This window comes from Streptomyces sp. NPDC048825 (assembly GCF_043198355.1).
In the GTDB taxonomy this organism is placed as follows: Bacteria; Actinomycetota; Actinomycetes; order Streptomycetales; family Streptomycetaceae; genus Streptomyces; species Streptomyces xiangluensis.
This window is the reverse complement of record NZ_JBICUR010000008.1, coordinates 54,623-76,520: the sequence shown is the minus strand read 5'-3', so window position 1 is coordinate 76,520 and position 21,898 is coordinate 54,623. Positions and strand designations below refer to the sequence as shown.

18 protein-coding genes and 1 tRNA gene are annotated in these 21,898 nt (G+C 68.3%); 9 read left to right on the top strand and 10 right to left on the bottom strand.

The features are described 5' to 3' along the window. Positions 1-20: 20 nt before the first annotated feature. Together ACGFNK_RS20635 and ACGFNK_RS20630 are read right to left on the bottom strand one after the other, a co-directional pair. On the bottom strand, positions 21-143 hold the full coding sequence (locus ACGFNK_RS20635) for a hypothetical protein (RefSeq protein WP_393417821.1): 123 nt from the start codon (positions 141-143) through the stop codon (positions 21-23). Positions 144-236: 93 nt separating this feature from the next. Continuing rightward, entirely contained in the window at positions 237-1,262 is a 1,026-nt protein-coding gene (locus ACGFNK_RS20630) for a helix-turn-helix domain-containing protein (RefSeq protein WP_393417819.1), read from the bottom strand. A 452-nt stretch (positions 1,263-1,714) separates the two neighbouring features. On the opposite strand from ACGFNK_RS20630, the gene ACGFNK_RS20625 reads away from it, so the two are divergent. The 3 genes from ACGFNK_RS20625 (at position 1,715) to ACGFNK_RS20615 (ending at position 5,024) form a co-directional block, all read left to right on the top strand. Beyond that, a complete protein-coding gene (locus ACGFNK_RS20625) occupies positions 1,715-2,755 on the top strand; it encodes a methyltransferase (RefSeq protein ID WP_393417817.1) in 1,041 nt (346 codons plus the stop codon). 95 nt (positions 2,756-2,850) lie between these two features. Next, entirely contained in the window at positions 2,851-3,837 is a 987-nt protein-coding gene (locus ACGFNK_RS20620; protein ID WP_393417816.1) for an NAD(P)/FAD-dependent oxidoreductase, read from the top strand. 422 nt (positions 3,838-4,259) lie between these two features. After that, a complete protein-coding gene (locus tag ACGFNK_RS20615; RefSeq protein WP_393417814.1) occupies positions 4,260-5,024 on the top strand; it encodes an SDR family oxidoreductase in 765 nt (254 codons plus the stop codon). Between the two features lie 508 nt (positions 5,025-5,532). On the opposite strand, the gene ACGFNK_RS20610 is transcribed toward ACGFNK_RS20615, so the two are convergent. From ACGFNK_RS20610 to ACGFNK_RS20595, 4 genes are all read right to left on the bottom strand, one after another. Beyond that, entirely contained in the window at positions 5,533-6,267 is a 735-nt protein-coding gene (locus ACGFNK_RS20610; RefSeq protein WP_393417812.1) for an SDR family NAD(P)-dependent oxidoreductase, read from the bottom strand. Continuing rightward, entirely contained in the window at positions 6,213-7,073 is an 861-nt protein-coding gene (locus ACGFNK_RS20605; protein WP_393417810.1) for an oxidoreductase, read from the bottom strand. The genes ACGFNK_RS20610 and ACGFNK_RS20605 overlap by 55 nt, the downstream gene beginning before the upstream one ends. 103 nt (positions 7,074-7,176) lie before the next feature. Continuing rightward, positions 7,177-8,049, bottom strand: coding sequence for a helix-turn-helix transcriptional regulator (locus tag ACGFNK_RS20600; protein WP_393417808.1), 873 nt, complete (start codon positions 8,047-8,049; stop codon positions 7,177-7,179). A 405-nt stretch (positions 8,050-8,454) separates the two neighbouring features. Continuing rightward, positions 8,455-9,327: a helix-turn-helix transcriptional regulator gene (locus tag ACGFNK_RS20595; RefSeq protein WP_393417806.1), complete on the bottom strand. Its 873-nt coding sequence runs from the start codon at positions 9,325-9,327 to the stop codon at positions 8,455-8,457. Positions 9,328-9,525: 198 nt separating this feature from the next. On the opposite strand from ACGFNK_RS20595, the gene ACGFNK_RS20590 reads away from it, so the two are divergent. Both ACGFNK_RS20590 and ACGFNK_RS20585 read left to right on the top strand, forming a co-directional pair. Next, positions 9,526-10,308, top strand: coding sequence for an SDR family oxidoreductase (locus ACGFNK_RS20590; protein WP_393417804.1), 783 nt, complete (start codon positions 9,526-9,528; stop codon positions 10,306-10,308). 263 nt (positions 10,309-10,571) lie between these two features. Next, on the top strand, positions 10,572-10,787 hold the full coding sequence (locus ACGFNK_RS20585; protein ID WP_393417802.1) for a tautomerase family protein: 216 nt from the start codon (positions 10,572-10,574) through the stop codon (positions 10,785-10,787). Between the two features lie 201 nt (positions 10,788-10,988). On the opposite strand, the gene ACGFNK_RS20580 is transcribed toward ACGFNK_RS20585, so the two are convergent. From ACGFNK_RS20580 to sucC, 4 genes are all read right to left on the bottom strand, one after another. Beyond that, a tRNA-Leu gene (locus ACGFNK_RS20580) sits at positions 10,989-11,073 on the bottom strand. Between the two features lie 234 nt (positions 11,074-11,307). Beyond that, entirely contained in the window at positions 11,308-12,849 is a 1,542-nt protein-coding gene (locus ACGFNK_RS20575; RefSeq protein ID WP_393417800.1) for an aldehyde dehydrogenase family protein, read from the bottom strand. An 87-nt stretch (positions 12,850-12,936) separates the two neighbouring features. Further along, positions 12,937-13,833, bottom strand: a complete 897-nt coding sequence (sucD, locus tag ACGFNK_RS20570) for a succinate--CoA ligase subunit alpha (protein ID WP_393417798.1) — start codon at positions 13,831-13,833, stop codon at positions 12,937-12,939. 11 nt (positions 13,834-13,844) lie between these two features. Further along, positions 13,845-14,975, bottom strand: coding sequence for an ADP-forming succinate--CoA ligase subunit beta (gene sucC / locus ACGFNK_RS20565; protein WP_393417796.1), 1,131 nt, complete (start codon positions 14,973-14,975; stop codon positions 13,845-13,847). A gap of 188 nt (positions 14,976-15,163) precedes the next feature. On the opposite strand from sucC, the gene ACGFNK_RS20560 reads away from it, so the two are divergent. The 4 genes from ACGFNK_RS20560 (at position 15,164) to ACGFNK_RS20545 (ending at position 21,843) form a co-directional block, all read left to right on the top strand. Beyond that, on the top strand, positions 15,164-16,849 hold the full coding sequence (locus ACGFNK_RS20560; RefSeq protein WP_393417794.1) for a thiamine pyrophosphate-binding protein: 1,686 nt from the start codon (positions 15,164-15,166) through the stop codon (positions 16,847-16,849). Positions 16,850-16,859: 10 nt separating this feature from the next. Then, positions 16,860-18,137, top strand: coding sequence for a formyl-CoA transferase (gene frc, locus ACGFNK_RS20555; RefSeq protein ID WP_393417792.1), 1,278 nt, complete (start codon positions 16,860-16,862; stop codon positions 18,135-18,137). Between the two features lie 3 nt (positions 18,138-18,140). Continuing rightward, positions 18,141-20,342 carry an acetate--CoA ligase family protein gene (locus tag ACGFNK_RS20550; RefSeq protein ID WP_393417790.1) on the top strand — a complete coding sequence of 734 codons (2,202 nt, stop codon included), beginning with the start codon at positions 18,141-18,143 and terminating at the stop codon, positions 20,340-20,342. A 112-nt stretch (positions 20,343-20,454) separates the two neighbouring features. Continuing rightward, complete coding sequence (locus ACGFNK_RS20545) at positions 20,455-21,843, top strand: OFA family MFS transporter (RefSeq protein ID WP_393417788.1); 1,389 nt, start codon at positions 20,455-20,457, stop codon at positions 21,841-21,843. The last annotated feature ends 55 nt before the right edge of the window (positions 21,844-21,898 follow it).

The following is a 21,898-nucleotide window of genomic DNA, read 5'->3' as shown; positions in this document are numbered from 1 at the left end:
CGGACCCCGGTGCCGCAGCGTCAGGAGGGGCGGTCTCCTGGAGACCGCCCCTCCTGGCGTGCCTGGCCAGAGGCTGCGAGCAGCGAGGAGACGAGCAGGACGGCCATCGTGTCGGTGGCCCACGGGCCGAGGGAGTCGGTCACGGCAGCAAGCACTACCGAGGTGGCTTCGCCGTTCTGGACATGCGGCCCGCGCCCTCTCGACCTCACCCTGGACGGACTCAGCACCTGCCGACGTCAGCGCCTGTCGACTGTGGGTGCAATTGGAGGTTCGATCGCCTCGGACGTCATGGAGCCATGGCCATGAATTACGGAACTGGTGGGTCGTCCAGGCACCGTGCTGCCCGACCGGACGAACTGGGTGGGCGTTTGGCCGTACTGCTTCTTGAAGGCACGGATGAAGTGACTGCTGTCGGCGAATCGCCAGCGGGCGGCGAGTTCGGAAGTGCTCGGTCGGCCGGCCGATGACGCGAGCTCAAGGCGGGCCTGTTCCAGCCGCCTGCGGCGGACATACGCGCTCACTGACTCCTCAGCCGTGGCGAACGCCCGGTGCAATGTCCGTACGGAGACGTTGAGTTCGCGGGCCAGGGCCGAGGGGGAGAGATCAGGATCGGTGAGGCGGCTGTCCACGAGGTCCTTCGCCGCTTGGGCCAGCGCGGGGGCCAGCCGGGGCTCGTTGTCGTCGAACCCCTGTGTCAGCACTCCCTTGACCAGTTCGATCAGAGCGCTGCGGGCGGCTTGTACACCGGTGGGCGTGAGGTCGTTCAGCGTCGCGTCGACCAACTTGGCGTAGGCCATGAGCAGACGTACTTCGGTCGAGTCGGCCGCTCCGACGATCGGCCGGTCGCCCAGCGGTCCGAGCTGCGAGGCCGGCAGGATCAGCACCTTCGCTGCCGTGCGCGGCTCTATCTCGAACCGCACCGGCGGGCCGTTGTGCCGCACGAGGAAACGCCCGGCCGGCACGGTGGCCTCGCCACGGTCGCGCGGTCGGACGAAGCGCCACTTGCCGCGCTGCATCACATGCACCAGGACCCGGTCGTCGAAGTGGTGGGAGGCACCCCGGGTGCCGCCGGCCATCGACTCACCGTAGACGTCCGCGATCACCGTGTCGTGCACCTTGGAGGCGCGGACAATGACCCGGAAGTCACCGGACCCGAGCGGCTCGAAGGGGGGCAGCGGGAGCGCCTCTCCGACCTGTCCCTCCCACTCGCGTCGGAAGACGTCGAAGCCGTCCCGCCTGGCGGTCGGGGCCGTGACATCCACGAAGAAGTTCCTGCCTGGCCCTCCGGCCCTCGTTGCGGTGCTTCCCGTGTTGCTCATTGCCAACCTCCCAACTCGACAGTGGCTCGCAGGCTTACACGGCCTCATCTTTCACCATGACGCCCCGTCCATGACGCCCCGTCCATGACGCTGACGTTCAACCGGAGTGACGCTGCGGTACAAGCGTGCGCCGCAGCGATCTCCTTAGGGTGAGTGGTGGGGCCGATGCCGCGGAGCGCGGAGGCCGGGTTTCGCCTTTTCTGCAGCGGACGGACAGCAGCTCGGTCCCGTGCGGACGGAGGTCAGCTCGTTCCAGCGTCGTGCCGCTCGAGGAGCCGCCGCGCCGCCGGATCGGGTCTCCCGCGCTTGCCTTCGACAGTCTCCGGCCCATTCTGAACCCTGAGAGGTTTCCAACTGTTATGACTGATATGCCCGATAAGGCTGATGAGGTTGACATGGTGCGTGGCACTGACGTCGTGCCGAGCGATCCCGCAGCGGATGCCGCCGCTGTCTTCGACCTGCTGAGCGGCGTCGTCGTCGCCCAGACCCTGCGCGCCCTGGCCGCGCTGCGCATAGCCGATCACCTCGCCGACGGAGCCATGACGGCCGAAGAGTTGGCCGAGCGCGAGGGCAGTCATCCGCAGGCCACGTACCGGCTGATGCGCGCGGCCTCGTCGTTGGGCCTGCTGAGCCACGAGGGGCGTCATCGATTCGCTCTCACCGGGCGAGGCCGGCTGTTGCGTTCAGGTGTGCCCGGCTCCTTGCGCTCGTTGGTACTGACCCAGACTGGGCACTCGCACTGGCAGTCCTGGGCCCACTTCCCCGATGCGGTGCGCCAGGGAGCCTCTCAGACCAAGAAGGCGCTGGGATCGGACATTTTCGAGTACTTCGCGCAACCGGAGAACGCTGACGAAGCCGCGCTCTTCGCTCAGGCGATGGGAGACCTGTCCGGCCTGGTGACGCAGGGAGCGGTGGGCGCGGTCTCCATCGCCGGTGTGTCCACCGTTGTCGACGTCGGCGGTGCCAACGGTGATTTCGTCCTGGCGCTGATGGAGGCCAACCCCCAGCTGAGCGGACAGGTGCTCGACCTGCCTCACGCTGTCGAGAGCGCACGCGGCGAGGCCGAGAAGCGTGGTCTGTCCGACCGCTTCTCCGCGGTGGCGGGCGACTTCTTCGCGGAGGTTCCTTCCGCGGACCTCTACCTCCTCAAGACGATCATGCACGACTGGGACGACACCCAATGCGCGGTGATCCTTCGGAACTGCCGGTCAGCCGTGAACGAGGGGGGACGCGCACTGGTCGTCGAGATGGTCATCGGCGAGATCGGTAAGCCCGACTTCGCCACCCGGGCGGACATGACCATGCTCACCATGACAAACGGCATGGAACGCGATCTGGACGAATTCGACGTCCTCTTCGCGGCCTCGGGATGGCGCCGCTCGCAGACGTACCCCGTGGGTGGCGGTTACTTCGGCATGGAGCTCGTCGCCGTCTGACGGTTGAGCGACGTGGGCGGTGCCGGTCGAACCCAGAATTGCCGAAACCGCAAGCGATTTGGCCAGTCCGGTGGCGGTCGACTCACTCTGACGACATGAACGCTCAGATGACCGAGCCCTCGCAGGGCAGACGCTTCGATGTCGTCGTGGTGGGCGGCGGGGCAGCGGGGCTGAGCGCCGCCCTGACCTTGAGCCGAGCTCGCCGCTCCGTCCTGGTGATCGACTCCGGCAAGCCACGCAACGCACCCTCCGCCCACGCGCACAACTACTTGGGCCGGGAGGGCATTTCGCCGCTGGAGCTGCTCGCGACCGGGCGGACCGAGGTCGCCGGCTACGGCGGCGAATTCCGAGACGGCAGCGTCCTCTCGGCGGAACGCCTCGCCGAAGGACACTTCCGGGTCGTCCTCGCCGACGGTTCCGCGGTGGAGTCACGGCGTCTCCTCGTAGCGACCGGCGTGGTGGACGAACTGCCGGACATTCCCGGGCTGGCCGAGCGCTGGGGCCGCGACGTACTGCACTGCCCCTACTGCCACGGCTGGGAGGTTCGTGACCAGCCCATCGGCATCCTGGCCCAGGGCCCGGCCGCCATGCACCAGGCCCTGCTGTGGCGGCAGTGGACCACCGACCTGACCGTGTTCCTCAACGGCAGCCTGGAACTCACCGACCAGGAACGAGAACAGCTCGCGGCACGGCAGGTCGCCCTCGTGGAGGGCACGGTGGAAAGTCTGGAGGTCACCGACGACGGGATCAGCGGTGTCCGGCTTCACGACGGGCCTACCGTCGCGGTGCGTGCCGTCGTCGTCCCGCCCAACGCCCATGCCCGCGCCGATGTACTCGTCTCGCTCGGCCTGCGCACGACCTCGCAGCAGTTCGGCACACAGCGCATCGGCACCTACGTGCCGGCCACCGATCCGACCGGCGCCACGGAGGTGGCCGGTGTGTGGCTGGCGGGCAACGTCACCAACCTCGCCGAGCAGGTGATCGGCGCCGCTGCCGCCGGCGTCAACACGGCAGCGGCCATCAACGCCGACCTCGTATCCGAGGACACCCGCCAGGCCGTGGCCACTCGTCGGAGCCGGTGAACGTCCCACAACACCCGCCCAATCGGGGCACCGCGCATTCGCCTCGTGTCCCTGGCCGAGTGAGCTGAGACCGCACCGTGCCCCCGACCTCAGGAGATCTTCGAGGCCGTCGGCGCCTTCTGGGGCCCCAATTCACCACCGAGGCCCTGGCCTCCAACAGTCGCGTCCGCGCCACACGAGCCCGCGACATTCTCGGCTGGAAGCCCCGCCACGGCTCGGTCACCGAGTGGATCGCCGCGGACTTGACCTTGTGACCCGACGCGGGGTGTGTCAGTGACGGCCGCACTGCCTCGTCAGCCAGTGCGGTGGGTGCAGTGCTCCTAGGAAGATCCCGGCCTTCTTGTGCCAAGGAAAGTACGGCAAGTTCGCAGGTGAACGATCCGTCAACGGGGCTTCTGCCCTGACTGAGCAAGGAGGACGCGGTGACACGGACTACCCCGGAGACCACGGAGCAGGGCAGCAACCGGAAGGTCGTACTCGTCACGGGTGCCACGAGCGGCATCGGCGAAGGCATCGCCAGGCGGCTTGCTGCGGAAGGCCACCACGTCGTTGCCGGTGGGCGTCGAGAGGATCGGCTGACCAGCCTGGCGGAGAGCGTCCGAGCCGACGGCGGCAGCATCGATGTACGCCGTCTCGATGTCACCGACCGGGCCGACGTGGCCAGGTTCGTCGACGAAACGGTTACTGCCCGGGGGCACATCGACGTGATCGTCAACAACGCCGGCGTCATGCCGCTGTCGCGCCTTGACTCACTGCTGGTGGACGAATGGGACCGGATGATCGATGTCAACGTCAAGGGTCTGCTGCACGGCATCGCCGCGGCCATGCCGCACTTCCAGCGGCAGAACAGCGGGCACTTCATCACCATTGCATCGATCGGTGCCTACTCCGTGGTTCCCACGGCTGCTGTGTACTGCGCCACGAAGTATGCGGCCTGGGCGATCACAGAAGGACTGCGGCAGGAGGCCGAGCCCTTCATCCGGGTTACCACCGTCTCACCTGGCGTGGTCGAGTCCGAACTGGCCGACACCATCACCGAACCGGAAGCCGCGGCGGCAATGAAGGCTTACCGCTCGGCGGCCATCTCGCCCGATGCCATCGCTCGTGCGATCTCCTATGCGATCAGCCAGCCCGCCGATGTCGACGTCAACGAGTTGGTCATCCGGCCTGTGCGGCAGCGCCCGTAGCGTCGCGGCTGTTGGCGGTCTGCGCCCGCAGGCGTGCGCATGTCGGTGCACAACGAGCACTCCGTGCTGGTCGAAGCGGCGACAATTGGCGTGGGCGACGGTGTCGCGCACGCCGATCTCGCTGACGAACCGGCATCGGTGGCCTGACGGTCCCAGGGAGCTGGAGCACGACGCGGGTGCGCCGGGAGCGAAGGTCGACTGAGCGCGAAGTGAACAACTAGCGGACAGGGAAAGGGCTGGTCCGGGCCTGGTCGGCGGCTGAGAGTGGAGCCGTATCCACCGTCCGCTCACCCACCGGATCCGGAGCGTGTGCGGACCATGTTCGCCCACCCGAGAACGGCTGCTGTCAGCCATCGGCGGCACCGGCTGATCCCCCGACACCAGCGAGGCGCCCCATCCGGCCTCGTCGCTGACGGCGCACCGCGAAATGCCCGGACAACGCGGCCCGCGCGAGCCGCACCACATCCGAACGTCGAGTCCCGGTGCACGACCCTGTGGGCCAATGGCTTCATCTCGCGCAGACGGTTTGGAAGTCGCCGCCCTCGGCATGCTGTCGCCACAGGAGTTCGGCCACCGTCGCGGGCTCATGCTGTAGCCCGGGGCCAAGGGCGCCGACGATCGCGGTGTGTGCCACACGTATGCCTTCGGGGCTCAGTTCTTCGTGCAGCAGACGGGCGTACGCCACCTCCGCGGCGTAGGAGACGGCGGAACTGGCACGCGCGGTGCTGGGTGCGACGGCGGCACCTCCTGTGGTGAAGAGAAGGGTTCCTCGGCCACGCTCTCGCATGGCGGGCAGCACGGCCTGAACCGAGTCGATGGCGCCGAGGACGCTCAGTCCCAGCGACAACCGGACGTCGTCGGAGGCGGTGTGGGTGACGGACTTGATCCAGTCCAGGGAAGGCAGCGGGCTGTACAGCAGAACATCGATCGGGCCGAGGCGCTCCGCCAACTCCGTCAGTGCAGCGGCTGCGGCCTGCGGACGAGTGATGTCCGTTGCCGCGCCGCAGGAGTGATGCCCTCTCTCTTCAGTGTGTCCTGCATGTGCTGCAGCCTGTCGCGGTTGCGTGCGACCAGGCCTACGTCGAAGCCTTCCGCTCCGAATCTGGCGGCAGCGGCCAGACCGAGGTTCGGTCCGGCTCCGATGATCGCCAGGGTGGGCATGTCTCCTCCAGTAAGGGGTCGTTTCCGTCAGACAGCGGTGCGGTCCTCGGGGTAGTCGGCGCTGAGGGTGGCGTCGCGCCATGCGGTGAAGTTGGTCTTGAGGGTGTCGAGCCGGGCAAGGGCGACGTCGAGAGCGACCTTGCCCAGGAGCAGGCGCAGCGGAGGGTTTTCGGACTGCACCGCTTCGACGATGGCGGCGGCGGCGCGTTCGGGGTCGCCGGGCTGGTGCCCGTACGTGTCCAGGGTGCTCTTGCGGCGGGCGCCGGCGGTGTCCGCGTAGTCGTCGATCTGCGTGGCCGACTGGCGCATGGAGGGACCGGACCAGTTGGTGCGGAAGGCTCCGGGCTCGACGATCGTCACGTTGATGCCCAGCGGTGACACCTCGGCCGCGAGCGATTCGGAGAGCCCTTCGACGGCGAATTTGGTGGCGTGGTAGTAACCCGTGGCGCCGAAGGCGGCCAGGCCGCCGAGAGAGGAGATGTTGACGATGTGGCCGCGGCGGCGGGCGCGCATTCCCGGCAGAACGCCGCGCGTGACATCCACGAGGCCGAAGACGTTCGTGTCGAACAGGGCGCGGATCTCATCGTCCTCGCCCTCCTCGAGAGCCGCGAGGTAGCCGTAGCCCGCATTGTTGACGAGTACGTCTATGTGGCCGAAGGACTCCTGCGCGGCCGCGACGGCCTCGCCGATCTGTTGGGCATCGGTGACATCGAGCGCGAGGCCCAGTGCTCGGTCCTCGTGGCGGGCGACGATGTCCGCCACTGACCGCGTGTCGCGGGCGGTGACCACCGCTCGCCAACCCCGGTCGAGAACCGCATTGGCCAGGGCGCGGCCGAGTCCGGTCGAGCAGCCCGTGATGAACCAGACGGGCTCAGCATTTACTGACATAGGAGATATGTCCCTTCGTTGAGCGCGTCGTTGAGCGCGTCATTGAGTGAGACGCCGCGGCATACGGGCGCGGCGGACTCCAAGGAATGCGGCCGGAGTGAACTCAGTCGTCTGCGGCGATGTCCTGCCGCACGGAATCCGAAGGTTGCGCCGTCTCCGTCGCGGTGAGGCTGCCGAGCAGCGACAGTGCGTGGGCGGAGGAGCTGCCGGGCTCGGCCTGGTAGACGACAAGTTGCTGACCCGGCGCGCTGTTGATGGTCAAGGACTCGTAGTGCAGGGTGAGTTCGCCGACGACCGGATGCCGGAAGCGTTTGGTCTCATGCCTCTTCTGGCGGATGTCATGACGCGCCCACAACGTACGGAACGCTTCACTCTTGAGTGACAGTTCGCCCACCAGCTCGATCAACTGCGGGTCGTCGTAGTCGGTTCCCGCTGCCTCGCGCAGGCCGCCGACCGTGTTGGCGGCGACCCGGTCCCAGTCCGGGTAGAAATCCCGGGCGTCGGGGTCGAGGAAGACGAGCCGCATCAGGTCCCCGCTGTAGGTGTGGCCGGCGAACAGGGCGCCGCCCAGGGGGTTGTGCGCCAGCACATCCATACGGCGCCCCAGGATCACGGCAGGTGTGCCGGTCCAGCTGTTCATCATCTGCAGCAGAGCGGGACTGACCCGCTGGCGCCGGGTGTTCTTGCGGGAGCGTCCCGGCACGGGCCGGGCCAGCCGGTGAAGATGGGCGATCGCGTCGTCGTCCAGCATCAGTGCTCGGGCCAGCGCGTCGACCACCTGAACCGAGGGGTTCCTCTCGCGGCCCTGTTCCAGGCGCACGTAGTAGTCGGTGCTCAGCCCGGACAGCATGGCCACTTCCTCCCGGCGCAAGCCCGCCACACGACGTTGGCCGATCACGGGCACGCCCTGCTCCTCGGGCCGCACAAGGCCGCGTCGAGCTCGCAGAAACTGCCCCAGAAGGTTGTCGCTGTCCATGCCATCGACGGTAGCCCCGGCACCACACTCCATGCAGCAGCGCAGGGTGGCCGCGATACTCCTAGGATCGCCATGCCCGGGCGGAACGGGACCTCACCCCGTGCTTGTCCGGTCTCACCGGTCTCGCGGGATCGTCGTCGGCGTCCTGGCGACCCCGGCTACGCGGGCGCCGAGAGCGAGCGGCGCCCCAGGCCACGCCGAGGGCCTCCAGTCGTTCGGTGCGCTCGCCCGGCTTATGGCAGGCCCGTACGCGCAGCGTTGTTCCACCATCCACTGCCCCACGAGGCGGCGCCTTCATCGTGGACGGTACGGCACCGCAAGTGCGCCTCCCGCTCGTTGCACCTGCGCGCGGCGGCGTACCCGCGCTCCCGGTCTGGCCGCTACCGTGCCGCTTGAAGACCCTGCTCAGGCCTGTGGCCGTCCGAGTTCGTTCGCGCTGGGAGTCATGTCCTGGGTGCCGATGACGGAGAGAAGTTGCAGCTGGGCGGCGCCTTCGGTGCCGGGTGGGGCGCTGAACCACAGCAGACGCTGGCGTCCGTCCTCGCTGAACAGGCTGTGGCAGTCCAGCTCGATGACGCCCAGCGTGGCGTGCACGATGCGTTTGTGGTCGGTCCGTCGGAGGGCGACGTCGTGGGTGTCCCACAGTCCGGCGAACTCCTGGTTGCGCCGTCGAAGCGCGGCCACCATCTGGGTCACTTCGGTGTCGCGGCCGCGCCGGGCGGCGACCGCCTGTAGGTCGGCGACGAAGACCCGGGAGTGGTAGGGGTGGTCCTCGGCCGGGTAGAGGGTGCGGGCATCGGGATCGGTGAACCAGCGGTAGACGAAGCTTGCCGCGGGGCCGCGCGCCGCCGGGGGCCGGCCGACGAGCGCGACTGCCAGGGGGTTTTGGACGAGGGTTTCGTGCAGGTCGGTGATGACTTGGGCGGGAGTGGTGGTCAACTGGTCCAGCAGGCCGAGCAGGCCAGGCTGGACGTGCGCGGTCGGGGCGTGCGCAGCCGGGGGGACCATCCGGTCGGCGAGGTGGAACAGGTGGTCGCGTTCGTCGCCGTTCAAACGCAGCGCCCGGGCCAGCGCGGCCAGCACCTGAGCAGAGGGCTGGGTGCCGCGTCCACGTTCCAACTCGGTGTAGTAGTCGGCGGACAGGCCCGCCAGCTGGGCGACCTCCTCGCGTCGCAGTCCGGGCACCCGGCGCCGCGGACCGGTCGGCAGGCCGACGTCGGGCGGGCGGATTCGGGCGCGCCGGGACTTCAGAAACGCGGCGAGTTCGGAGTGGTTCACGCTGCCTATCGTCACTCGCACCGGCGTTCTGAGCCAGGGGGTGGCAACCCCTGGGTAGAGACAGCCATGGCTGTCGCGGCAGCACCGGCCCACGCTGGAGACGCAAACAGGGAGCAGCCGGCGACAGCGCCGACGCCCCCCCCGCCACGATCCACCCCTCGTGGCATCCCACCTCTGACATCTCTCACAGGAGTCTCCATGTCCTCCCAAGAAACCGCGGCGAGTCGCACCGCGCTCAACCACCATGCAGACCAGCCCCGCGTCGCCATCGTCACCGGAGGCTCCCGCGGTATCGGCCGCGAGACGGTGAGTCGGCTGGCCGCCGACGGATTCGCCGTCGTGGTCGGTTACGCGGGCAATCGTGAACTGGCCGAGGCCGCCGCCAAGAAGGTCACCGCCGCCGGCGGCCGGGCCATCGCCGTCCAGGCGGACGTCGCCGACGAGCAGCAGGTGGCCACGCTGTTCGACACCGCCGAATCCGAGTTCGGCGGCGTCGACGTAGTCGTCCACGCGGCCGGCCGGCTGTACTTGGCCCCGGTCGCTGACCTGGACCTGGCGGAGCTGGACGCGGTCCACCGCACCAACATCCGCGGGAGCTTCGTCGTCGCCCAGCAGTCCGCCCGGAAGATCCGCAGCGGCGGAGCAATGGTCACCTTCTCAACTTCCGTAGTAGGCCTGGCCTTTCCCGGCTACGGTGCCTACAGCGCCAGCAAGGGTGCCATCGAGGCGCTCACGATGATCCTCGCCCGAGAGCTGCGCGGCCGGGACGTCACCGTCAACGCCGTCGCCCCCGGTCCAACGGCCACCGACCTGTTCCTCGAGGGCAAGGACGAGGAGACCATCGCCCGCTTGGCCGCCCAGGCCCCGCTGGAACGGCTTGGCACCCCCGCTGACATCGCCGAGGTCGTCGCCTTCCTCGCCTCGCCGGCCGGCCACTGGGTCAACGGCCAGGTCGTCCGCGCCAACGGCGGCATCATCTGACCGACCACGGCGCCTTTGGAAGACATGAGGCGTTACGCCGTCGGCCACAACGCCGACCTGCACGCCGTCGAAACTCGACGTCACCTCCCAGGCATCCGCCGACGCCGCCATCGCCCACGTCCTGAAGTGCTGCGTTTCGGCGTCGACAGTGCCCCCGGCGCCTTCACCTCCGGCACCAACCACTTCGTCCACGCCGGTGCACCCGCCGACACCGACCGCGCGGCCGCACCTCCTTGTAACCCATTCCAGAAAAGAGAACCCCCATGCCGTTCGCCAACTTCAAGGTCCCTGCCGGCACCCTCGACGAGAAGCAGAAGGAGAAGATCGTCACCCGCACCACCGAGCTCTACGTCGAGATCTACGGCGAACGAGCCCGCGCCAGCACCATGGTCCTGGTCGAGGAGGTCGCCGACGGCGGCTGGGGCATCGGCGGCAACGTCCTGACACTCGCCATGCTGGAGCAATCGCCCGAGGCCTGACGCCTCCAGACACCCACGGCAAGCGCCCAGGCGCGATGATCACATCACTCGGCAACATCCGCGACGCACTCGCCGACGCCGAACCACACGACAAGGCCGACGTCTACCAAAACCTCGGGCTCCGGCTCACCTACGACCCCGGAAAACAGCTCGTGCGGGCCGAGGCTCAGCTCGACCCGCACAAGTTGGGAATACGGTATGTGTCCGAGGGGGGACTTGAACCCCCACGCCCGATAAAGGGCACTAGCACCTCAAGCTAGCGCGTCTGCCATTCCGCCACCCGGACCAGGTGTCTGCCGCCTTGCGGGGAGTGTTCCGCGCGGCGACAGGGACAACAATACCAAGCTTTGGGACGTCGATTCACCTGCGTATCCGGGCCGCACAGGGGGCGGGAGAGCAAACCGGGGGAGGCACCGCGAGTAATCGGGCGGCCACAACGCCGAGGAGTCGCAGCAGGCCGACGACGTGCGGAGCTCCCCCGGTCACGCGGTCACGCAGTCACGTGGTCACGTCGTGTGACTCAGGGCATCAGGTGGTAGTCAGGGAAGTTGCCGGGCAGCCTCTCCCCCGCCGGGCCCTGGGTGACCGCGCGCACGAGCAGCTCGCCGCCCACGAAGGCGCCGCGCCAGGACGCTCCGAAGCCGCCGAACAGCTCATCCCGGTCGCCGCGGGAGCGTGGTTTCCCGTGACCGACCTTGAACGCCCGGATCTGCGGGGCCAGCCGCTCGTACGTGGCCGGGTCGTCGGTCGAGAGGGTGGCGACCAGGGCGCCGTTTGACGCGTTCATGGCTGCCAGCAGCTCGGCCTCTGTGTCGACCAGGACGATCGTGTCGACCGGGCCGAAGGGCTCCGCGTGGTGCAGCGGTGAGGACGGCGGCGGGTTCAGCAGCGTGACGGGCTGGACGTAGGCCGCCGTGTCCTGGCCGGGCAGAAAGCGCGCGTCGGTGAGCTTGCCGCGATGCAACGGGACGGCGCCCCGGTCGATGGCCTCGGCGACCTGGTCGTGAAGCTCCTTCGCCTTGGCCGCGTTGATCACCGGCCCGAAGTCGAGCTGCGGATACGGGTCGTCGGGCTGCTCCACCGCGAGCGGGTGGCCGATCCGCAAGGTGCGTACGGCCGGCAGGTACGCGGCGAGGAACTCGTCGAACAGTGAACGCTGGACGACGAAGCGTGGGTACGCCGTGCAGCGCTGCTTGCCGTAGTCGAAGAGCTTCGGGACGACCGCCGTGAGCGCGTCCCAGTCCGTGTAGTTCCAGATGCCCCAGGTGTTGAGTCCCTCCTGTTCGAGTACGTGTCGCTTGCCGAGGTCGGCGACGGCCGTGGCCACCGCGGCGCCCGTGTCGCGGCCGCCGACGAAGGAGACGCAGCCGATTTCGGGCGCGCGCACGAGCGCCTCCGACAGTTCGCCTCCGCTGCCGCTGACGAGGGTGACGGGAATCCCTTCGCGTGCGGCGAGCGCGCAGGCCAGGGTGAGGCACGCGACGCCACCATCGGTCGGGGTCTTGGCGATGACCGCGTTCCCTGCCAATGCCTGTACCAGTACTGCGTGAACGAGCACGCTCATCGGGTAGTTCCAGCTCGCGACGTTGGACACGGGCCCGTCGAGCGGGGTCCGGTCCTCGAGCATGGGCTCGATTCCGTCGACGTACCAACGCACGCCGTCGATGGCCCGGTCGACGTCCGCCTGCGCGAGCCGCCAGGGCTTGCCGATCTCCCACACCAGGAGGAGGGCGAGGAGTTCGCGGTGCTGGGTGAGGGCGTCGAGGGTGGCCGCGACGCGGGCGCGGCGTTCGTCCAGGGGTACGTGGCGCCAGGCGCGGTGCTGGTCGAGACAGGCGCGTACGGCCTGCCGGGCAGTGGCGCCGTCGAGGCGGGGCGGCCCGGCGATCGGGCTGCCGTCGACGGGGCTGGTGGCGGGCAGGGCCCGGCCGTCCGCCTGCCAGGCGGCGTTCCAGAGGTTGAGGACACGGTCGTCCCGGAACGCCTCGGGGGCCACGGCCAGGCAACGCTGCCAGGCGTCGGTCCAGGACGTGCCTGATTTGAGGGTGAGGGTGGATGCCATGCGATTGCTCCGCTCTCGGTGCACAGTCGGGGGCGGGGGACATAACGGTGCGAGGTGACGTGACTTCGGAACGTCACCTCTGCTCAACTATGAGTGACGGCACGGCTCCGCGGCCAGTACGGCGAGCACCAGTTGCGCCGTCTCAGTCGGCGTACCACCCACGCGGACCCCGGCCGCCTCCAGTGCCTCCTTCTTCGCCTGCGCCGTGCCGGACGAACCGGACACGATCGCGCCGGCGTGCCCCATCGTCCTGCCCTCCGGCGCGGTGAAGCCCGCGATGTAGCCGACGACTGGCTTGGTGACGTGCTCTCGGATGTATGCGGCCGCTCGTTCCTCGGCGTCGCCGCCGATCTCCCCGATCAGCACGACGAGTTCGGTCTCGGGGTCCGCTTCGAAAGCCGCCAGGCAGTCGATGTGAGTCGTGCCGACCACAGGGTCGCCGCCGATGCCCACGCAGGTCGAGAAGCCGATGTCGCGGAGTTCGTACATGAGTTGGTAGGTGAGCGTGCCCGACTTGGACACCAGGCCGATGCGGCCGGACTTGGTGATGTCGGCGGGGATGATGCCCGCGTTGGACTGTCCGGGGGTGATCAGGCCCGGACAGTTGGGGCCGATGATCCGGGTGCCTTTCGTCTTCGCGTACGTGGCGAAGGCGACCGAGTCGTGGACGGGGATGCCCTCCGTGATGACCACGGCGAGTCCGATGCCCGCGTCGGCGGCCTCCACAACTGCCGCTTTGGTGAAGGCGGGTGGGACGAAGACGACGGTGACGTCGGCGCCGGTCGCTTCGATTCCTTCGCGTACGGAGCCGAAGACGGGTACGGCCCGGTCGTCGAAGTCGACGGTCTGCCCGGCCTTGCGCGGGTTGACGCCGCCGACGACGTCGGTGCCGGCCGCGAGCATGCGCCGGGTGTGCTTCATGCCCTCGCCGCCGGTCATGCCCTGGACGAGGACCTTGCTCTCCTTGGTGAGATAGATGGCCATGTCCCGCTCCTTCAGCCGGCGTTGGCGAGTTCGGCGGCGCGGCGCGCGGCGCCGTCCATGGTGGTGGCCTGCTGGACCAGGGGATGCGCGCGGTCGTCGAGGATCGCCCGACCGCGTCCAGCGTTGTTTCCGTCGAGGCGTACGACCAGCGGCTTGGTCAACTGGACGGCCTCCAGGGCCTGCACAATGCCGTCGGCGACCGCGTCGCAGGCGGTGATGCCGCCGAAGACGTTGACGAAGACGGACTTGACGGCCGGGTCGGAGAGAATGACGGAGAGGCCGTCGGCCATGATCTGTGCACTGGCTCCGCCGCCGATGTCGAGGAAGTTGGCGGGGCGGGCACCGCAGCCGGCGACCACGTCGAGGGTCGACATGACGAGGCCCGCGCCGTTGCCGATGATGCCGACCTCGCCGTCCAGCTTCACGTAGTTCAGGCCCTTCGCGGCTGCCGCCGCCTCCAGCGCGTCATCGTGCGCCGACTCCTGTTCGCCCCAGCGGGCCTGCCGGAAACGGGCGTTGTCGTCGAGGGTGACCTTGCCGTCGAGCGCGAGGATCTGCCCTCGAGCGGTACGCACGAGAGGGTTGACCTCGACGAGTACGGCGTCCTCGCGGGTCAGCACCTCCCAGAGTCGTACGAGGACGTCGACGGTCTGCGGAGGCAGGCCCGCCGTGTCGGCGATGTGCGCCGCCTTCGCCGCGGTGACGCCCTCAGCCGGGTCGATGGGGATGCGTGCCACGGCTTCCGGCCTTGTCGCGGCCACTTCCTCGATCTCCATGCCGCCCTCGGCCGAGGCGATCGCGAGGAAACGGCCGGCGGCACGGTCGAGTACGTAACTGACGTAGAACTCGCTCTCGATGTCGACCGGTTGGGCCAGCATCACCTTGCCGACGGTGTGCCCCTTGATGTCCATGCCGAGGATCTGGCGTGCCGTCAGTTCGGCGGCGGCCGGGTCGGCTGCGAGTTTCACCCCGCCCGCCTTGCCGCGTCCACCGGTCTTCACCTGCGCCTTGACGACGACGCGCCCGCCCAGCCTGCGGGCGATCTCGCGTGCCTCCTTGGACGAGTCGGTGGTCTCGGCCCGCGGCACCAAGATGCCGTGTTCCTCGAAGAGTTGCCTTGCCTGGTGTTCGTACAGGTCCATTCCGGCTCCTGCCTCAAAAGTGCCGCACGCCCCCTGGACACCACCCACCGGATGCGGGATAACAAGTTTCATACAGTATTCGTCGACTGTATGCAATCAACCGCGACGGCAGCCATGAGCAGTGCGCGAACCGTGTCCGAAGTGCAGGTTCGCGTGCCCGATCCCCTACGAAGGGACAGGACTTCGCCATGCCCGACGACAACAGCCAGAACCTCATCTCCGGTGGGCACTTGGTCGCCAAGGCACTCAAAGCCGAGGGTGTGGAGGTCATTTACACCCTGTGCGGCGGCCACATCATCGATATCTACGACGGCTGCGTCGACGAAGGCATAGAGGTCGTCGACGTACGCCACGAACAGGTCGCCGCCCACGCCGCCGACGGCTACGCGCGTATCACCGGCAAGCCCGGCTGCGCGGTCGTCACCGCGGGTCCCGGCACGACCGACGCCGTGACGGGTGTCGCCAACGCCTTCCGTGCGGAGTCCCCCATGCTGCTGATCGGCGGCCAAGGGGCGCACACGCAGCACAAGATGGGATCCCTGCAGGACCTGCCGCACGTCGACATGATGACGCCGATCACGAAGTTCGCGGCGACCGTGCCGGACACCGCACGCGCCGCCGACATGGTGTCCATGGCCTTCCGCGAGTGCTACCACGGCGCGCCCGGGCCCTCCTTCCTGGAGATCCCGCGCGATGTGCTCGACGCCAAGGTGCCGGCCGAGAAGGCCCGGGTCCCCGCCGCCGGCCACTACCGGGCCTCGACCCGCTCGGCCGGCGACCCCGAGGCGATCGAGAAGCTCGCCGACCTCCTCGTGCATGCCGAGAAGCCCGCGATCCTGCTGGGCAGCCAGGTGTGGACGACCCGCGGCACCGAGTCCGCCATCGATCTCGTACGTGCCCTGAACGTCCCCGCCTATATGAACGGCGCGGGACGCGGCACCCTGCCGCCCGGGGACCCGCACCACTTCCAGCTCTCCCGCCGGTACGCCTTCTCCAACGCCGATGTCATCGTCATCGTCGGCACGCCCTTCGACTTCCGTATGGGCTACGGAAAGCGGCTGTCGCCGGACGCGACGGTGGTGCAGATCGACCTCGACTACCGGACCGTCGGCAAGAACCGGGACATCGACCTCGGGATCGTCGGCGACGCGGGCCTCATCCTGAAGTCGGTGACCGAAGCCGCCTCCGGACGTCTCAACGGGGGCGCGTCGAAGCGCAAGGAGTGGCTCGACGAACTGCGCGCGGCCGAGCAGACGGCCATCGAGAAGCGGCTGCCCAGCCTGAAGTCAGACACCTCGCCCATTCACCCGTACCGGCTCGTCAGCGAGATCAACGACTTCCTCACCGAGGACTCCATCTACATCGGCGACGGCGGCGACATCGTCACCTTCTCCGGTCAGGTCGTGCAGCCCAAGTCACCCGGGCACTGGATGGACCCGGGACCGCTCGGCACGCTCGGTGTCGGCGTCCCGTTCGTGCTCGCGGCCAAGCAGGCGCGGCCCGACAAGGAAGTGGTGGCCCTCTTCGGAGACGGTGCCTTCTCGCTCACCGGCTGGGACTTCGAGACTCTCGTCCGCTACAACCTTCCCTTCGTCGGGATCGTCGGCAACAACTCCTCGATGAACCAGATCCGTTACGGCCAGAAGGCCAAGTACGGCGAGGCACGCGAGCGCGTCGGCAACACCCTCGGCGACGTCCAGTACGACAAGTTCGCCCAGATGCTCGGCGGTTACGGCGAGGAGGTCCGCGACCCCGCCGACATCGGTCCCGCCCTGAGGCGCGCCCGCGAGTCGGGCAAGCCCTCGCTGATCAACGTCTGGGTCGACCCGGACGCGTACGCCCCCGGAACCATGAACCAGACGATGTACAAGTGAGGTGCCCGCCATGACCAGCACCGCGACGCACACCGCGACGAACGAAGCACCGAACCTCGCGCCCAAGGCTCTCGAAGGCATCCGTGTCCTCGACATGACGCACGTCCAGTCCGGCCCCTCCGCAACCCAGTTGCTGGCCTGGCTCGGGGCGGACGTGGTCAAGCTGGAGGCGCCGACCGGTGACATCACGCGCAAGCAGTTGCGTGACCTCCCGGACGTCGACTCCCTCTACTTCACGATGCTCAACTGCAACAAGCGGAGCATCACCCTCAACACCAAGACCGAGCGCGGCAAGGAGATCCTCACCGAGCTGATCCGGCGCTCGGATGTCATGGTCGAGAACTTCGGACCGGGCGCGATCGACCGCATGGGCTTCACCTGGGACCGTATCCAGGAGATCAATCCGCGTATCGTCTATGCCTCCATCAAGGGGTTCGGGGACGGCCCGTACACCAACTTCAAGGCGTACGAGGTCGTCGCTCAGGCCATGGGCGGGTCGATGTCGACCACCGGTTTCGAGGACGGGCCGCCGCTGGCGACGGGGGCCCAGATCGGTGACTCGGGCACGGGCATCCACGCCGTGGCGGGGATTCTCGCGGCGCTGCTTCAGCGGGAGAACACCGGGCGCGGTCAGCGGGTCAATGTGGCCATGCAGCACGCTGTGCTCAACCTCTGCCGGGTGAAGCTGCGCGATCAGCAGCGCCTGGCACACGGCCCGCTCGCTGAATATCCGAACGACGATTTCGGCGACGAAGTTCCCCGGTCCGGCAACGCGTCCGGCGGCGGCCAGCCCGGCTGGGCCGTCAAGTGCGCGCCGGGCGGGCCCAACGACTACGTGTACGTCATCGTGCAGCCCGTCGGCTGGAAGCCGATCACCGAGCTCATCGGACGGCCGGAGCTGGCGGACGACCCCGAGTGGGCGACGCCGGAGGCGCGACTGCCGCAGCTCAACAAGATGTTCCAGCTGATCGAGGAGTGGTCGGCCACGCTCCCCAAGTGGGAGGTCCTGGAGAGGCTCAACGCCCACAACATCCCATGCGGGCCGATCCTGTCGACCAAGGAGATCATCGAGGATCCGTCGCTGGTCGCCAACGAGATGGTCGTGAAGGTGCCGCATCCCGAACGGGGCGAGTTCGTGACCGTGGGCAGTCCGCTGAAGCTCTCCGACTCCCCCGTGGACGTGACCAGTTCGCCGCTGCTCGGCGAGCACAACGAAGAGGTGTACGTCGGCGAGCTCGGCCTCGGCGACGAGGAGCTGCGCCTGCTCAAGTCGAACGGAGTGATCTGATTGATGGCCGAAGACCGGGTGCTGAGGGTGCGTCGGCTCCTCGACGCCGTACGGGCCGAGGGCCGGACCGCGCTGACCGCGCCCGAGGGCAAGGTGATCGCCGACGCGTACGCGATCGCCGTCCCCGGCGAGGAGTTGGCGACGGACGTCGACGAGGCGGTCGCGTACGCGGCGCGGTTCGGCGGGCCTGTCGTGATGAAGATCGTCTCCCCGGACATCCTGCACAAGACCGACGCGGGCGGCGTGATCGTCGGAGTGGAAGGCGCGACCGACGTACGGGCCGCCTTCCGCGAAATCATCGACAACGCGCGCGCGTACGCGCCCGATGCCCGTATCGAGGGCGTACAGGTGCAGGAGCTGCTGCCCCAGGGGCAGGAGGTCATCGTCGGAGCGGTGACCGATCCGACGTTCGGGAAAGTCATCGCCTTCGGGCTCGGCGGGGTGCTGGTGGAGGTCCTGAAGGACGTCACTTTCCGCCTCGCCCCCGTGGACGCCGACGAAGCGCTGTCGATGCTGGACTCGATCCGCTCGGCGGAGATCCTGCATGGGGTGCGCGGCGCGCCGGCCGTGGACCGGTGGGCGATCGCCGAGCAGATCCGCCGGGTCTCCGAACTCGTCGCGGACTTCCCGGAGATCGCCGAGGTGGACCTCAATCCGGTGATCGCCACTCCGGAGGGGGCGATCGCGGCGGATATCCGTGTGATCCTCGCGGAGTCGGTCCCGAAGGCGCGTCGTACGTACACGCGCGAGGAGATCCTCACCTCCATGCGCCGTCTGATGCAGCCGTCCTCGGTCGCCGTGATCGGTGCCTCCAACGAGCAGGGCAAGATCGGCAACTCGGTGATGCGCAACCTCGTCGACGGCGGCTTCTCCGGAGAGATTCATCCGGTGAACCCCAAGGCCGATGACATTCTGGGCCGCAAGGCGTACAAGAGTGTCACCGACGTTCCCGGCGAGGTGGATGTGGCGGTCTTCGCGATCCCCGCCAAGTTCGTGGCCTCGGCCCTTGAGGAGGTGGGACGCAAGGGGATCCCCAACGCCGTACTGATCCCCTCCGGGTTCGCGGAAACAGGTGAGCAGCAACTCCAGGACGAGATCGTGGCCATCGGCGAGCGCTATGGCGTGCGGCTGCTCGGGCCGAACATCTACGGCTACTACTCGACGTGGCAGGACCTGTGCGCCACGTTCTGCACGCCGTACGACGTCAAGGGCGGCGTCGCGCTCACCTCGCAGTCCGGTGGCATAGGAATGGCCATTCTGGGCTTCGCGCGCACTACGAAGACGGGTGTTTCGGCGATCGTGGGGCTCGGCAACAAGTCGGACCTGGACGAGGACGACCTGCTGACATGGTTCGGCGAGGACCCCAACACCCAGTGCATCGCCATGCACTTGGAGGACCTCAAGGACGGGCGCGCCTTCGTGGAGGCGGCGCAGGCGACCGTACCCAAGAAGCCGGTGGTCGTCCTGAAGGCGGGCCGTACGGCGGCCGGTGCCAAGGCCGCGGGCTCCCACACGGGCGCTCTCGCGGGCGACGACGCCGTGTACGACGACATCCTGAAGCAGGCCGGTGTCATCCGGGCCCCCGGCCTGAACGACATGCTGGAGTACGCGCGCGCGTTGCCGGTGCTTCCGGCCCCACAGGGCGACAACGTCGTGATCATCACGGGCGCCGGCGGCAGTGGCGTACTGCTGTCCGACGCGGTGACCGACAACGGCCTCTCCTTGATGGAGATTCCGCCGGACCTGGACGAGGCCTTCAGGAAGTTCATCCCGCCCTTCGGAGCCGCCGGCAACCCGGTGGACATCACCGGCGGCGAGCCCCCGTCGACGTACGAGGCGACGATCAGGCTGGGCCTTGAGGACCCGCGGATCCACTCGCTCGTCCTCGGCTACTGGCACACCATCGTGACCCCTCCCATGGTCTTCGCCGAGCTCACCGCGCGCGTGGTGGCCGAATTCCGGGAGCGCGGCATCGAGAAGCCGGTGGTGGCGTCGCTCGCGGGAGACGTCGAGGTCGAGGAGGCGTGCCAGTACCTCTTCGAGCGGGGCGTCGTGGCGTACCCGTACACGACCGAGAAGCCGGTGGCGGTGCTGGGCGCGAAGTACCGGTGGGCGCGGGCCGCAGAAAGGCTGCGGGCCGAAGGCCCTCCGGTAGGGCGGTGGCGGGAGACGGGCGGGACTGTTGGGGGGCGGTCGATGAACTGAGCGACGGCCCGAACCACGGGGCCTGCGGTGACCGCTCGCCGCGGGCCCCGGCGCGAAGAGAACGGACAGGGGGCGCTGGCCAGACTTCTTCCACGCGAAGGGTTCGATCGACATGGCGACAACTGACATCTCCACATCCGTCCCCTACAGGGAGGTGACGGACGCCAACGGCCGGATGTACCGGATCGGTGAATCCGATATCGACATCATGGGCCGCAAACGCAAGTGGATGGTCATCCTGCCCTGGGTGGGCATGATGGGCATCAGCTCGGCGGAGTACGCGTTCGCCTCCGCCGAGGAGACTCTGCACACGGCACACAACTGGAGCAACGGGCACATCTTCTGGATGCTCGGCGTGTGGGTGTTCTTCCAGGCGGCTGTGGCCTTCCCCGCCGGAAAGCTCCGTGAGAGCGGGAAGCTGCCCGCTCGCTGGGCGATGATGCTGGGCGCGGTCGGCACGCTCTTGGGTTATGTGTCACTCGCTTACGCACCGCATGTGATCGTCGCGTACGTGGGCTTCGGCATGTTCAGCGGTATGGGCGCCGGCATGGTGTACGCGACCTGCGTGAACATGGTCGGCAAGTGGTATCCGGAGCGCAAGGGCGGCAAGACCGGCTTCGTCAACGGCGGCTTCGCCTACGGCTCGGTGCCCTTCGTGTTCATCTTCACCGGCTTCATGGATCTCTCGAACTTCCGCTGGGTCCTCGTCTCCGTCGGCGTCTTCCTGGCGGCGGTCGTCGCCGTGGCCGGTTACTTCTTCCAGGATCCGCCGAAGAACTGGTGGCCCGCCGAGGTCGACCCCCTGCGGAAACCGGACGACCCGCGCGCGCGGCGCGCACTGGAGAAGAACCCGCCCGCCGTGAAGCAGTACACACCGATCGAGGCATGGCGGACGGGCCGAGTGGGTCTCATGTGGTTCTGCCTGCTGTGCACCTCGGGCGTCAACATCTTCGGTATCGCCTTCCAGGTGCCGTTCGGCAATGACGTCGGCTTCGCGGGCGGGATCGTGGCGACCGCCATGTCCATGAAGGCGATCGTGAACGGCACCGGGCGCGGCGTCATCGGCTGGCTGTCCGACCGGTACGGCCGTAAGCAGTGCCTGATCTTCGTCTGCATCGTGCTGGGCCTGTCGCAGTACGGCATCCTCTGGTCCGGAAACATCGGCAACCTTCCGCTGTTCCTGGTGTTCTCCAGCATCTCCGGATTCGGTGGCGGCGCGATCTTCCCGATGTTCGCGGCGATGACCGCGGACTATTTCGGCGAGAACAACAACGCCTCCAACTACGGCCTCGTCTACAGCTCCAAGCTGGTGTCCGGCCTGCTGGGATCCGGCATGGGCGCCGTGGTCGTGGGCGCCTGGGACTACGCGGGCGCCTTCATCCTCGCCGGTTCCATCTCGTTGTTCGCCGGCTTCATGGCCCTGTTCCTGCACCCACCCGGGCGGCCCCGCAAGCAGCGCATCGAGCCCAACCCGCACCCGATCGGTGAGGAGATGGCCTGAGATGACGGGCGGGGCCCACAGCGCGCGCCCTCCCTTCGGCAGCCTGGTGTGCCGA